Raw genomic sequence first — 12945 nt, 5'->3', positions numbered from 1 at the left:
TCAGTGTAAGAAAGGGGAGCTGACCTCTATCACCTATGAGTTTGATATAAGGTGATTAGTTACCATTTAAAATACGTAGAACATCGTCAGTATTTGATGTTGTTTGTAGTAGGGCAACTAACTCCTCATCATCTAGTGAATTGGTAATGGCCATTAGAACCATGTTGTGCTCATCACCTTGTGCTGCGATACCGATAACCATTTTCGCCACGTCATCTTCATCTTCACCCCATTGAATACCTTGTGGGTATTGGCAGAACACAATGCCAGTTTTGTTTACGTACTGCTTGGTTTCAATTGTACCGTGAGGAACTGAAATTGACTCACCTAGATAGGTTGAAACTAACTCTTCGCGAGCAAACATACCTTGGATATATCCAGGTTCAGCATCCCCAAGTTTAACTAGCTGATCTCCAGCAAATTGAATTGCGGCTTGTTTACCTTTTGACTCTAGACCTAGGAATACACGGTCGGCTGTTAGCTTGAATGTCTCCTTAGGCTCGTCTGTAGTTGAAGCTGTTTGCGTAGCTGTCGATTGTACTTCAACAAGCTCTGCCACTAGATTGTCGTAGACGCTACCTTCAAGGAAATTATTCAGTGATATATGCTGAGCATTTGGTACTACCGTACGCGCTCGGTCAGTTAGGTCTTTATGAGTAATTGCAATGTCAACATCTTGTGGAAGCGCATTAATTGCTAGGTTGGTTACTGAGATATTTAGACCCGCAGCTTCAACTTTTTTGCGCAGTAAGCTTGCACCCATTGCACTAGAGCCCATACCCGCATCACAAGCAACGATGATGTTCTTAACATTAGCTAGGTCAAAGTCCGCTGATGCGCCCTTAGAAGAGGCTTTCATGTCCTTCATTTGGCTAGCTGCTTTTTCTAATGAATCTTCTTCATCATCTGATTGTGCTTGGGTTTTCATTAGTAGCGCAGCCACAATGAAAGATACAGCTGCTGCCGCAACAACCGATAAGATAACCCCTACGAATGAGTCTTTTGGTGTCATAAGTAGAACTGCGAAGATTGAACCTGGAGACGCTGGAGAAATCAAACCAGAGTTAAATAGAACGTTAGTAAATACACCTGTCATACCACCTGCAATTACTGCAAGGATTAGACGAGGGTTCATCAATACATATGGGAAGTAAATCTCGTGGATACCACCAAAGAAGTGAATAATTGATGCACCTGCCGCTGATTGCTTAGCGTTACCCTTACCAAAGAACATATAAGCAAGTAGCAGACCAAGACCAGGACCTGGGTTAGCTTCAATCAAGAAGAAGATAGAACGACCTAAATCTTCAGATTGTTGTACGCCTAGAGGGGTGAAGATACCGTGGTTGATTGCGTTGTTAAGGAATAGGATCTTAGCTGGCTCTACGAAAATAGACGCTAGAGGTAATAGACCCGCGTTTACCATAATGTCTACACCCTGAGCGAGTGCAGAAGAAAGCAACTTAACCGCAGGACCGACTACGAAAAAAGCAATGATGGCGCAGATCATACCTACGATACCTGCAGAGAAGTTGTTAACCAACATCTCAAAGCCACTCTTAACTTTACCGTCTACCGATTGGTCAAACTTTTTAATTGCTAGGCCGCCCAGTGGACCTACAATCATTGCGCCTAAGAACATAGGGATATCAGTACCAACGATAACACCCATTGTTGTGATCGCACCAACAACCGCACCACGTTCGCCACCAACAATCTTACCACCGGTGTAACCTATCAGCAGAGGCAGTAAGAATTTAATCATTGGGCCAACAAGCTGTGCAAGCGTGTCGTTAGGGAACCATCCAGTAGGGATGAATAGGGCAGTAATGAAACCCCAAGCGATGAATGCGCCGATATTTGGCATCACCATGTTGGAGAGGAATCGACCAAAGTTTTGAACCTTAATCTTTGCTTCTGGAGATAGCATAGGGTGACCTCAATTTATTATTGTTTGCCCGAAGGCAGTAGTTATTGGTTGCTTTAATGCTAAGAAACTTAACACATCTTTCAGAAATTGCCGCATTAGGGGTTATTTTGTGGCTCACATCACACTGCTAGGGTGCTCCCCTTAATTTTAATGTGATCCAGATCTCGTAAATTATGTGTATATAAATTACAACCACTTACAAATGAGATTTACTATCAATTAAAGATGATGTAGTTCACGTTTTGTATTTTGTGGGCTAAATATTTATTGGGATCATGGTCACTAAATTGGCAAAACATTAATATTTAATCTTAATATCCGTACCTTATATATACAAATTGTGCCTATATATCACTCATGAAAACGTTTCTATTGCTATCTTGTAAATAAATTACATAACTTTGGTTAAGGGGAATGTAAGGAAGTGCCGAACTCAAAATATAACGCCTTAATTTTCGACATGGATGGCTTGATCTTTGATAGTGAGGCTGTCTATAAACAGTGCTGGCTCGCCGCTGCAAGGCTACAAGGGTTATTGCTACCTGATGACCTTTATCAGACATTTATTGGTATACCAGATAGGGTGTGTGAGCAGTTGCTTGAACAGCACTTTAAGCAACATCCAAGTTATTCCTTTGAACTGACCCAATTTAAGTACGATAGAGATCGGCTTCATCAAGCGAAAAGATCTGCAGGTATTGCATTTAAGCCTGGCTTTGAGGCGCTTATCTCACAAGCAGTGGTAAAGCAGTATCGCTTGGCCCTTGTTACATCATCGCTACGGCGTGATGTGAATGAGAATTTTGCTAATAGTAAGTATCTGGAATTGTTCGAGGTGATAATTACAGCGCAGGATGTAAGGAATGGAAAACCTAACCCTGAAGGCTATTTAAAGGCTGTAAGCGCCCTTGAGCTTGCTTCTGAGTAATGTTTGGTATTTGAGACTCTAATAGCGGAATGCACGCAGGATTGAGCGCAGGGTGCGCCTGTATCATGATTCCTGACTTAGTTGCTCCTGAGTTGGAGATTAAGCGTCGCGCTACTGCTATTTTTGATTCATTAGATCAGGCTATGAAGCTATTGTGAGGATAAGCATACTGCTGTAATGAATAATATAACAGATACAAAAAAGCCCTAGTCAAAAGACTAGGGCCTCAATGTGGCTCCCCCTGCAAGACTTGAACTTGCGACATACGGATTAACAGTCCGCCGTTCTACCAACTGAACTAAGGGGGAATTATAAATGGTGCCGACTACCGGAATCGAACTGGTGACCTACTGATTACAAGTCAGTTGCTCTACCTACTGAGCTAAGTCGGCACACTAAATTCGTGTTTCTAGCACCGTGATTACCGTCTAAGACGTTAATCTATAATATGGTGCCCGGAGGCGGAATCGAACCACCGACACGAGGATTTTCAATCCTCTGCTCTACCGACTGAGCTATCCGGGCAACGAGGTGTATTAAACGGCTTTTCATGAATAACGTCAACAGGAAATTGCAAAAAAAGTTTCGTTTGATGAAATTCTAGGCCGAATTGGGTGTTTTAGTATGTTTTGTGTGTCATCATCGAATGATGATAGCCGGAAATATAATACGCAGTTGATAGAGGTGAGGAGATTTAGTTGCTTGTTGCCTGTTATCTGCGCTCAATATTATGACCCGTTTGAGATATAGGCTTGCCTCTAACGCACTTCTGATTGCTGAGCCATATTCATCCAGCTCTATGGGTAAGCTTTCTCTATTTTAAATAAGCTATAGATGCAAAAAAGCCCTAGTCAAAAGACTAGGGCTTCAATGTGGCTCCCCCTGCAAGACTTGAACTTGCGACATACGGATTAACAGTCCGCCGTTCTACCAACTGAACTAAGGGGGAATTATAAATGGTGCCGACTACCGGAATCGAACTGGTGACCTACTGATTACAAGTCAGTTGCTCTACCTACTGAGCTAAGTCGGCGCCTGAGTTAATCGATTTCTCAATCAACACTAAAGTGATGTTTAAGTCACTTTATTAAAAATGGCTCCCCCTGCAAGACTTGAACTTGCGACATACGGATTAACAGTCCGCCGTTCTACCAACTGAACTAAGGGGGAATTATTTCTGTGAGCATAAGCTCTACACCAAATAATGGTGCCTCGAGGCGGAATCGAACCACCGACACGCGGATTTTCAATCCGCTGCTCTACCGACTGAGCTATCGAGGCAAAAGAATGGTGCCGACTACCGGAGTCGAACTGGTGACCTACTGATTACAAGTCAGTTGCTCTACCTACTGAGCTAAGTCGGCACACTATATTCTTTTTGCATATTGACGTTACAAGAACACCAACAAACTAATTGTGGTGCCCGGAGGCGGAATCGAACCACCGACACGAGGATTTTCAATCCTCTGCTCTACCGACTGAGCTATCCGGGCAACGGAGCGCTATTAAACGGATTTTTCGGGTTTACGTCAACCTGTTTTTTATATTTTTTAATAAAAAAAGACTGTTTGCGCTCAATTTATACAATTTGATTATCCTTTGCTCTGATTGAACTCACGTTTATGGGCAGTAACCTTTTCTAGGTAGCGTCTCGACTCTGCATTGCGATGTTTGTGCGTCAATGCCCAATACACTTGATTTGGCTGTAGGTTGTTAATTCTGCTCAATGCATTGGAGCGGCTATGCCTATCAAATGTATTAAGAACACCCCCAGTGCCGCCGTTGTATGCGGAGATCATACTGTACTCACGAGATACTGAATTGCGCACATCTTTTAAATAGCGCGTTTTTAGGATGTGGAAGTAGGCAACCCCGGTATCAATATTATTTTCTGGGTTAAATAGGTATTCAGGTGACGGTGTTCCTGACCTATTTTTCATTAATTTAAATACATCTGCGCCTGCGGTTTTTGGCACAACCTGCATCAATCCGTAAGCATTGGCCCAACTTACAGCATAAGGGTTAAAGCTACTTTCCGTCTTGATAATGGCATAGATAAGGTCTTCAGGGATATCATATTTCTGGGAAGCACGACGTACTATATTAGCGTATTTATATGAGCGAACCGAGCCATGAGAAACCACCATTGGAATCTCAACATAGTGAGCTAATTTGAAATCAACCTTGTGAGTTTTCATTTTATTTTCAATGAGATACTCAGCGAATCGGTTGGCGCGCCAGTTCCATTGAATGGCCTTGCCATCTTGGTCTACAACCTGCTTATACAAGAAGGGTTCGCCGCCAAGTTTGATAGAGGAAGATGAAAATAGGTCGACATTTGCAGGATCTTCAGGGGTAAGTAGTGTGGTAATGATCGCTTTTTTGAGGTGTGCCTTGGCATCTTTTGAGGCAACGGTTTCTATAAGGATCTTGCCGGTGGCAAAGTTAACCTCAGAGCGACTTTCGTAGTTATCTATATACTTTACGTAGTTACTTTTACCCGCAACTTTTACCTGATTTCGTCCCCATTTCTTCGCAATATCGCCAGTAAAACTGTTTATTAAAGAGTCTAATGCGTCGGTATCTTTCTCAAATTGTCCTGGTTTTGGTGCGAGGTTATGCGCCGCGAATCTGCTGGTTGGTTCGTAGTTTACATGATAGATCTTTTCTACGAATTCACGGCTACAGCCAGTTAAGAGCAGGGGAATGATGAGATAAAGCAGCTTTTTCATATTATCCAGATACAGAAACAAAATAAGAGACTAAGGGCGCTTGGCCTTGGAGTGATATTGACTTGTGTATTACTTAGCTTAGATACAAGGCAGTCACTTTGATATAAGGGGTTTATACGAAGCGTATAGCGTAAGTAAAGGACAAGGATAGGCCGTTGTCCTTTACTAAAACTAAATGTCACCGTGACAGGTTAACTCACTCGGTGATTATTCAGATGCTTGGAAAGGCTATTTGCTAGGTGGTGTGTAGCCGTCGATAACGATGTCTTTTCCTTCAAATAGGAAGTTCACCATTTCAGTTTCTAAGCGTTTTCTATGTTCAGCATCCATCATGTTGAGCTTGTGTTCATTAATAAGCATGGTTTGCTTACCTTGCCACATTGCCCATGCTTCCTTAGAAATATTGTTAAAAATTCGTTTACCTAGTTCACCAGGGTAAAGCTGAAAATCTAAGCCATCGGCTTCTTTTTGTAGGTGTTCACAGAATACAGTACGGCTCATAAGAGTGCCCTTAGTTCAATTCATGATGCAGCGTTGATAGAAGCGCCTTTACTGGCGCAGCTAGTCCTAGCTGTTGTGGTTTGGATAAGTTATACCAAATCCCTTGGTTGTGTTCCATTACCTGAGTAGGTTGGTCGGATAAATCGTATAAAATAGGGGTGATATCTAAGTGGTAATGGCTAAAGGTATGCCGGAAAGATATCAAGGTTTGTTCGGTTTTAATTAACTTGTAATCTAGGTTAACCAATTGATTTTCATCGGAAATGCTTGCCTCTGGGAAGCAGTGTAGCCCTCCCCAGATACCAGCGGGTGGGCGTTTTTCCAGCCATACTCGCCCTTGGCAGTGCAAAATAATAAACCGAGTCTGTTTGACAGGTTTAGTTTTACTTGGCTTCTTGGTGGGGTAGAGCGCCTGACTATCATGCTGGTTAGCAACGCAGAGCGGTTGGATAGGGCATAGACTGCATTTGGGTTTGCTGCGAGTGCATACCATAGCGCCCATATCCATCATGGCTTGATTGTAGTGTTCAACATCTTGGTCTGGGGTGTGAGTTTTGGCAATATCCCACAGCCTATTTTCAACGGCTTTTATTCCAGGCCACCCCTCAACAGCATTAGCGCGAGCTAGAACGCGTTTTACGTTACCGTCCAATATGGCGTGTGGTTGATTGTATACTGAAGATAGGATAGCTCCTGCTGTAGAGCGTCCTACTCCGGGTAAGGCAAGTACTTCTTCGAACTGAGTTGGAAATACCCCCGCATGCTGATCGCGCACTATTTGTGCCGCTTTATGTAGGTTACGGGCTCTAGCGTAATAACCCAGCCCAGTCCAAAGGTGTAGCACCTTGTCAATATCGGTATTTGCTAATGAGGTGATATCTGGAAACTGTGTGATAAAGCGTTCGAAATACGGAATCACTGTCGCTACTTGGGTCTGCTGGAGCATTATTTCAGACAACCATACCTTATAGGCGTTTTTATTTTGTTGCCAAGGTAGGTGCTTGCGTCCGTATTTGTGGTACCAATCTAGAACTTGCTGTGCAAAAGGGGTCACTAAAATTTCCACTGTATCTCTAAGAGGGTCTAAAATTGCACCACAACTCAGATATATTGCAAGTACAAGTGCGTCGAATGTCCGTGAACTTCTCGCATATTGTTATGACTTTAGTATAATCCCCGCTCTGAGTAATCGATGAACAGACAAAACAGGCAGGACAATGAGCGAAGTAACGACTAATGAATACACTGAAGACGGAAAACTAGTACGCAAAGTACGCAGTTTTGTTCGTCGAGAAGGTAGACTAACCAAAGGTCAAGCGACAGCTTTAGAAGAGTGCTGGCCAGAAATGGGCATCGATTACCAAGATCAAAAATTGGTTTGGGAACAGGTTTTTGGCAATGCAAACCCAGTGGTACTAGAAATCGGTTTTGGCATGGGGACGTCTTTGGTTGAAATGGCAAAGAATGCTCCACATAAAAACTTTATCGGTATCGAAGTTCATCGTCCTGGTGTAGGTGCGTGTTTGGCCCTTGCGCGAGAACAAGGCGTCAGCAACTTACGAGTGATGTGTCACGATGCCGTTGAGGTATTCGAGAATATGATTCCTGATTCTAGTTTGCATACATTGCAACTGTTCTTCCCTGACCCATGGCATAAAAAACGCCACCATAAACGCCGTATCGTTCAGCTAGATTTTGCTGAGATGGTTCGCCAGAAGCTGTCTCTAGGCTCTGGTGTTTTCCATATGGCAACAGACTGGGAAAACTATGCTGAGCATATGATTGAGATTATGAACCAAGCTCCAGGCTATGAAAATCTTGCTCAAGACGGCGACTATATTCCTCGTCCTGAAGAACGCCCATTGACTAAGTTTGAGGCTCGTGGTCATCGCTTAGGGCATGGTGTTTGGGATATTAAGTTTAAGCGTATAGCTTAAACTGACGACTGAACTTAGGAATGTCCATGTTTCAATATGCGATCCTTGCCAATCCAGGGCACAACCGAATCTACTTTGATACTGCAGTCAAGATTGCCTGCTCTGAGTTGATGGCTATCTTGGAGTCTATGCAGTTAGTCGTTTCTGAGGTGTTAGAAAAAGATGTAGGCCTACCGGCTGCGTTAGTATTTGAGTCTGAGCAAGAGCTTAATGCGCAGCAGCTTACGCGCATCTCAGCGTCATCAATCTACTATGCCATTTTTCAAATTGTAGAGGGTGGCTTACTCAAACCGCTACAACCTACACCCTTCAACACTTTCCCTGAAAGCATGAGTCAGATTCTGCGCTATACCGGAAAAACCAATGAGCAGTTTACACGCTTGATGGTGAACCTAGGCTTGAGTGCAGCTAACACCTCTGGAGAGAACAAGTGTTTGATGGACCCTATGTGTGGTAAGGGGACAACCCTTTATGAAGGGTTGATCCAAGGTCTGGATGTCGTGGGGGTTGAGATCAACGCCAAATGGGTACAAGAGACTCAAACATTCATCGTGAAGTACATGAAGAATGGTCGCTTTAAGCACAAAGTAGTTAAAGAGAAGCGTACCGGCTCTGGTGGTAAGAAGATTGCAGATGGATTTGCTATTCAAGCCGCACACTCCAAAGAAGCATTTGCCAATGAGCAAAGCCAAACTATGAAGTTATATGCGGCAGATACCCGTATCATTAATCAGATAATTAAGAAAAACAGCTGCGACATCATGGTTTCAGATCTGCCTTATGGGGTACAACACGGCAGTAAAAACAGTAAAGATACCAAGATGGCACGTAGCCCGTTAGCCTTACTTGAAGAGGCGTTGCCAGCCTGGAAGCAGGTGTTGAAATCAAAAGGCGCTATTGTACTGTCGTATAATGAGTTTACCCTTAAATGGAAAGAGCTTGCGGCATTATTTACTGAGATGGGCTTTGAGGTAAAAGACAAGCAGCCGTATGTTGGCTACATACATAGGGTTGACCAGTCCATTAACCGTAATATTTTTATTGCAGTTAAGCCTTAAATAGAGTCAGAAAATTATCTAAAAAAGCCAACTTTACGTTGGCTTTTTTAGTCCTGAAACCTGAGTAATACAAGGTGGAGCATGAAACCTACAGCGCAAATATTAGAAGATATATTGGCACAAGTGTCCCCTTTGATTGGCCAAGGAAAAGTGGCGGATTATATTCCTGCGTTGGCGAAGGTGGCTAATAGCAAGCTAGGTATTGCCGTCTATACCAATGATGGACAAGTGATTACTGCTGGCGATGCCCAAGAGGCATTTTCCATTCAATCTATCTCTAAGGCGTTAAGTTTGACCTTAGCTATGCGTCTGTATGACCAACAAGAGATATGGCAGCGCGTGGGTAAAGAGCCGTCAGGGCAAGCTTTTAACTCACTCGTTCAGCTAGAGTTAGAGCAAGGCATTCCGCGTAATCCATTTATAAATGCAGGTGCTATTGTGGTCGCTGATATGCTTAACTGCCGCCTGAGTGCACCAAAGCATTATGTATTGGAGTTTGTAAGGCAGCTATCTGGCGGAACACATATTGTCTATGACAAGGTGGTTGCTGAATCGGAGATGATGCACGGCGATCGCAATGCAGCAATTGCATACTTGATGCGCTCGTTTGGTAATTTTGAAAGTGAGGTTTTACCGGTACTGCAAAGCTACTTTTATGCCTGTGCGCTGAAAATGAGTTGTGTAGATCTGGCAAAAACCTTTAGTTACCTAGCCAACAAAGGCCGCTCGGTACAAACTGGAAAAGAGGTGGTGTCAGCGATGCAAGCCAAACAGATCAATGCTTTATTAGCGACCTGCGGGTTGTATGATGGTGCGGGTGAATTTGCTTATCGAGTTGGTATGCCCGGAAAATCAGGTGTTGGCGGTGGTATCATTGCGATAGTACCGGGTGAAATGACCATAGCGGTTTGGTCACCAGAGCTTGATGACTCGGGAAATTCTTTAGCGGGTACTAAGGCGTTAGAGCTTCTTTCTGAGCGGATTGGTCGCTCTATATTCTAATACAGTTGACCCCTCACAGCAGAGGTCAACTTGGTTATTCATCATCTAACATAAAGGCTTCAAGCAGGTCATTTAAGAACAGTTTTCCTTTTTGTGTTACCTGCCAATGAGTATCGGTTTCTGTTAGGTAAGCTTTCTGTTTAGCCCACTCTATAGTGTCTTGAATTACACTAATTTCTAGACCGGTTGTAGCGATGAAATCTTGTTTAGGACAAGGTTCAATTAGACGAAAGCGATTCATGAAAAACTCAAATGGTCGGTCTTCCATTGCGACCTGTTGCACGCTATCTAGGTAAGGTTTAACCATATTCTGATAAGCCGAAAGGTAGCCTCGAGGGTGCTTTAACTTAGTGGTACGTAAAATCTGTCCATCGCTAAAGCTTAACTTACCATGCGAGCCGCAACCAATACCTAGGTAATCACCAAAGCGCCAGTAGTTGAGGTTGTGTTGGCATTGATAGCCGGGTTTGCTATAGCCTGAAATCTCATACTGCACATAGCCTGCATCGGTTAATTTCTGATGTCCACGCTCAAAGATATCCCATAGGTCATCGTCATCTGGTAATACGGGAGTTTTTGAGTAGAACAAGGTGTTGGGCTCAATGGTTAACTGATACCAAGAAAGGTGTGGCGGTGCGAGTTCAATCGCCTTATCAAGATCAGTAAGGGCCTGCTCGATACTCTGCACGGGTAAGCCATGCATCAGGTCTAGATTGAAGCTGTTCAAGCCAATGTTATGGGCTAGGTTTGCTGCATTAATAGCTTCATCTTTACCGTGTATACGGCCTAAACGCTCTAATTTTTGCTGTTCAAAGCTTTGCACCCCAATTGAGATACGGGTGATACCAGCATCAACGTATTGCGCAAATCGCTCCGCCTCAATCGTACCTGGATTGGCTTCCATGGTGACTTCAATATCTGTAGCAAAAGGGATGCGTGCTTGCACGCCATTAAGTAGGCGAGCGATCTGTTGTGGTGATATCAGGCTTGGGGTACCACCACCGATAAATATTGAAGTCAGAGACCTGCTTTGGATAGAGGAGCTGTATTCATTCAGGTCGGTGTCTAAATCTTCCAATAGTGCATCAATATAGACCTGTTCAGGTATATCGCCTTTTAGGGCGTGCGAGTTGAAATCACAATAGGGACATTTCTGTACACACCATGGGATATGTACGTATAGACCTAGCGGTGGTGGAGTAAGTTGACTCATAGGGCGTTATTTAGCTCTTGGAATAGCTTAGTAAGTGCTTTACCACGATGAGAGAGTTGTTTCTTGCGCTCGGCTGGAAGTTCAGCGGAAGCGCAATCATCCTCTGGTACATAAAAAACGGGATCATATCCAAAGCCATTTTCACCTTGTGCTTCGCTTAATATGCGACCTTCCCATTTACCGTGGCACACGATTGGGGTTGGATCATTAGCATGGCGCATATAAACCAATACACAATGAAAGCGAGCACTACGCGATGGTTGTGGTACATCTTTCATTTCTTCGAGTAGTTTTTCAAGGTTTTGTTGGTCCGATGCATCTTCACCAGCATAGCGTGCTGAGTAGATACCTGGCGCTCCCTGTAGGAAGTCCACCTCTAATCCAGAGTCATCTGCGATAGCGGGTAAGCCAGTTTGTTGCGCGGCGTGTCTGGCCTTAATTATGGCATTCTCAATAAAGGTAGTACCCGTTTCTGGTACATCCGATACCTTGAATTCACTCTGAGCTCTAACGTCGAATCCAAAATCAGATAGCAGGTTCGCCATTTCACGAACTTTGCCTTGGTTTCCGGTAGCTAATACAAGTTTTTGAGGTGTGCTCAAGGGTTACTCCTGAGTATAAAAGGTTTGATTGAATCTAAGTATGCCACTGCCTTTGTTGCCTGCATCTACGTTGATCTCAAAGCGAAAGGTTTCGTTTTCAGAGATAGGAAGCTCTGCAATATAGTAGATAGCATCGCCCTGTTTTATCGGCTTAAATTCAAGTTTTCGAGTATTTCCAATAAGGTTTTTGGCGCTTCCAGTAAGGGTTACTGGGGTCGCTTTTTTACCTAAGCTATAAAGGTCTAAGGCACTAATGTTGAGCAGAGCGACATAAGGGTTACGCTTTAGTTTTAGCTCAGAGGCAATTTTAGGGGAGATGAAGGTTGAGTTAAACGCAGAGTAATGAACCTCAACATCCTTAAAACGGATAAATTGATTGGCATAACTTACGCTCGAGACGCTAAGTAATGCTACTACAGACAATAGCTTAATTATGGTCGACTTCATTACTCCCCCATATGTCATTAAAGGCTATACCAGATAGGACCAAACAATGAACTGGTAAGGTCACCAATCAAGAAGTTAGCAAACTGCAGTGCAACAAATAGCACCAATACACTTAGGTCTAAACCACCCATTGCTGGAAGGATACGACGGATTGGGGCTAACATTGGTTCAGTAAGTTGATGGAAAACATATTCAACAGGACTACGGCCTTGACTGACCCAGCTTAGAATTGCGCGTAGTAGTAGTATCCAGAACAGTAAAGTACCTGCCGATTTAATCAGTGCCATTAGACCAATAATCAAAAGATCCGGAGTAAAGCCGGCAGCGCCATTTGAGGCGATCAACATCAGTAATACAAACTTTATCACACAGAGTAGATAGGCAAATAAAATGGTTGCGAGATCAATACTGCCTACTGAGGGAATGACTCTGCGTAGCGGCTTTAAAACCGGTTGAGTTGCTTTAATAATAAATTGAGAAAACGGGTTGTAGAAGTCAGCACGCGCAGCTTGTAGCCAGATGCGTAAGATAACCACCATGATATAAAGGTCAAATAAGGTGTTGACCAAAAACTGCATCGAGTTCATTGCAATTC

12 protein-coding genes and 9 tRNA genes are annotated in these 12945 nt (G+C 43.5%); 4 read left to right on the top strand and 17 right to left on the bottom strand.

Going from position 1 to position 12945, the window contains the following annotated elements; translation table 11 throughout:
* Positions 1 to 55: 55 nt before the first annotated feature.
* Positions 56 to 1930, bottom strand: coding sequence for a PTS mannitol transporter subunit IICBA (locus OCU28_RS09880; protein WP_261816024.1), 1875 nt, complete (start codon positions 1928 to 1930; stop codon positions 56 to 58).
* 424 nt (positions 1931 to 2354) lie between these two features.
* Between OCU28_RS09880 and OCU28_RS09875 the strand changes: the two genes are divergently transcribed.
* Entirely contained in the window at positions 2355 to 2858 is a 504-nt protein-coding gene (locus OCU28_RS09875; protein WP_261816023.1) for an HAD family hydrolase, read from the top strand.
* 232 nt (positions 2859 to 3090) lie between these two features.
* Here OCU28_RS09875 and OCU28_RS09870 read toward each other — a convergent pair.
* The 12 genes from OCU28_RS09870 to mutY form a co-directional block, all read right to left on the bottom strand.
* A tRNA-Asn gene (locus OCU28_RS09870) sits at positions 3091 to 3166 on the bottom strand.
* Between the two features lie 8 nt (positions 3167 to 3174).
* Positions 3175 to 3250, bottom strand: a tRNA-Thr gene (locus tag OCU28_RS09865).
* 57 nt (positions 3251 to 3307) lie between these two features.
* Positions 3308 to 3383, bottom strand: a tRNA-Phe gene (locus OCU28_RS09860).
* Between the two features lie 348 nt (positions 3384 to 3731).
* Positions 3732 to 3807: transfer RNA gene (locus OCU28_RS09855), tRNA-Asn, on the bottom strand.
* A gap of 8 nt (positions 3808 to 3815) precedes the next feature.
* Positions 3816 to 3891: transfer RNA gene (locus OCU28_RS09850), tRNA-Thr, on the bottom strand.
* 61 nt (positions 3892 to 3952) lie between these two features.
* A tRNA-Asn gene (locus OCU28_RS09845) sits at positions 3953 to 4028 on the bottom strand.
* Positions 4029 to 4063: 35 nt separating this feature from the next.
* Positions 4064 to 4139, bottom strand: a tRNA-Phe gene (locus tag OCU28_RS09840).
* Between the two features lie 7 nt (positions 4140 to 4146).
* Positions 4147 to 4222: transfer RNA gene (locus OCU28_RS09835), tRNA-Thr, on the bottom strand.
* Between the two features lie 53 nt (positions 4223 to 4275).
* Positions 4276 to 4351, bottom strand: a tRNA-Phe gene (locus tag OCU28_RS09830).
* A 99-nt stretch (positions 4352 to 4450) separates the two neighbouring features.
* Positions 4451 to 5590, bottom strand: coding sequence for a membrane-bound lytic murein transglycosylase MltC (gene mltC, locus OCU28_RS09825; RefSeq protein ID WP_261816022.1), 1140 nt, complete (start codon positions 5588 to 5590; stop codon positions 4451 to 4453).
* 228 nt (positions 5591 to 5818) lie between these two features.
* Positions 5819 to 6091 (bottom strand): oxidative damage protection protein, encoded by a 273-nt coding sequence (locus tag OCU28_RS09820; RefSeq protein ID WP_261816021.1) that lies wholly within the window; start codon positions 6089 to 6091, stop codon positions 5819 to 5821.
* Positions 6092 to 6101: 10 nt separating this feature from the next.
* Positions 6102 to 7145 (bottom strand): A/G-specific adenine glycosylase, encoded by a 1044-nt coding sequence (gene mutY, locus OCU28_RS09815; RefSeq protein WP_261817476.1) that lies wholly within the window; start codon positions 7143 to 7145, stop codon positions 6102 to 6104.
* Positions 7146 to 7308: 163 nt separating this feature from the next.
* Between mutY and trmB the strand changes: the two genes are divergently transcribed.
* The 3 genes from trmB (at position 7309) to glsB (ending at position 10088) form a co-directional block, all read left to right on the top strand.
* The gene (gene trmB / locus OCU28_RS09810; RefSeq protein WP_261816020.1) at positions 7309 to 8028 is read left to right on the top strand and encodes a tRNA (guanosine(46)-N7)-methyltransferase TrmB; all 720 of its coding nucleotides are present in this window, start codon (positions 7309 to 7311) and stop codon (positions 8026 to 8028) included.
* Positions 8029 to 8054: 26 nt separating this feature from the next.
* Entirely contained in the window at positions 8055 to 9086 is a 1032-nt protein-coding gene (locus OCU28_RS09805) for a TRM11 family SAM-dependent methyltransferase (RefSeq protein WP_261816019.1), read from the top strand.
* Between the two features lie 81 nt (positions 9087 to 9167).
* Entirely contained in the window at positions 9168 to 10088 is a 921-nt protein-coding gene (gene glsB / locus OCU28_RS09800) for a glutaminase B (protein ID WP_261816018.1), read from the top strand.
* A 34-nt stretch (positions 10089 to 10122) separates the two neighbouring features.
* On the opposite strand, the gene hemW is transcribed toward glsB, so the two are convergent.
* Genes hemW through OCU28_RS09780 form a run of 4 tightly spaced genes read right to left on the bottom strand, consistent with a single transcriptional unit; the run spans position 10123 to position 12937 of the window.
* Positions 10123 to 11301 (bottom strand): radical SAM family heme chaperone HemW, encoded by a 1179-nt coding sequence (gene hemW / locus OCU28_RS09795; RefSeq protein ID WP_261816017.1) that lies wholly within the window; start codon positions 11299 to 11301, stop codon positions 10123 to 10125.
* Positions 11298 to 11903, bottom strand: a complete 606-nt coding sequence (locus tag OCU28_RS09790) for an XTP/dITP diphosphatase (protein ID WP_261816016.1) — start codon at positions 11901 to 11903, stop codon at positions 11298 to 11300. The genes hemW and OCU28_RS09790 overlap by 4 nt, the downstream gene beginning before the upstream one ends.
* A gap of 3 nt (positions 11904 to 11906) precedes the next feature.
* Entirely contained in the window at positions 11907 to 12350 is a 444-nt protein-coding gene (locus tag OCU28_RS09785; RefSeq protein ID WP_261816015.1) for a DUF4426 domain-containing protein, read from the bottom strand.
* 17 nt (positions 12351 to 12367) lie between these two features.
* Positions 12368 to 12937: a YggT family protein gene (locus OCU28_RS09780; RefSeq protein WP_261816014.1), complete on the bottom strand. Its 570-nt coding sequence runs from the start codon at positions 12935 to 12937 to the stop codon at positions 12368 to 12370.
* Positions 12938 to 12945 lie beyond the last annotated feature (8 nt).

The organism is Vibrio gallicus (assembly GCF_024346875.1).
GTDB lineage: Bacteria > Pseudomonadota > Gammaproteobacteria > Enterobacterales > Vibrionaceae > Vibrio > Vibrio gallicus.
The sequence above is the reverse complement of the archived record's forward strand: the minus strand, read 5'-3'. Positions and strand labels throughout refer to the sequence as shown.

Excerpts from the sequence above, each read along its gene's own strand:
- OCU28_RS09805 (WP_261816019.1), top strand. The coding sequence starts at position 8,055 with ATGTTTCAATATGCGATCCTTGCCAATCCAGGGCACAACCGAATCTAC.
- glsB (WP_261816018.1), top strand. The coding sequence starts at position 9,168 with ATGAAACCTACAGCGCAAATATTAGAAGATATATTGGCACAAGTGTCC.
- OCU28_RS09780 (WP_261816014.1), bottom strand. The coding sequence starts at position 12,937 with ATGAACTCGATGCAGTTTTTGGTCAACACCTTATTTGACCTTTATATC.
- OCU28_RS09880 (WP_261816024.1), bottom strand. The coding sequence starts at position 1,930 with ATGCTATCTCCAGAAGCAAAGATTAAGGTTCAAAACTTTGGTCGATTC.
- mltC (WP_261816022.1), bottom strand. The coding sequence starts at position 5,590 with ATGAAAAAGCTGCTTTATCTCATCATTCCCCTGCTCTTAACTGGCTGT.
- OCU28_RS09785 (WP_261816015.1), bottom strand. The coding sequence starts at position 12,350 with ATGAAGTCGACCATAATTAAGCTATTGTCTGTAGTAGCATTACTTAGC.
- hemW (WP_261816017.1), bottom strand. The coding sequence starts at position 11,301 with ATGAGTCAACTTACTCCACCACCGCTAGGTCTATACGTACATATCCCA.
- OCU28_RS09820 (WP_261816021.1), bottom strand. The coding sequence starts at position 6,091 with ATGAGCCGTACTGTATTCTGTGAACACCTACAAAAAGAAGCCGATGGC.
- trmB (WP_261816020.1), top strand. The coding sequence starts at position 7,309 with ATGAGCGAAGTAACGACTAATGAATACACTGAAGACGGAAAACTAGTA.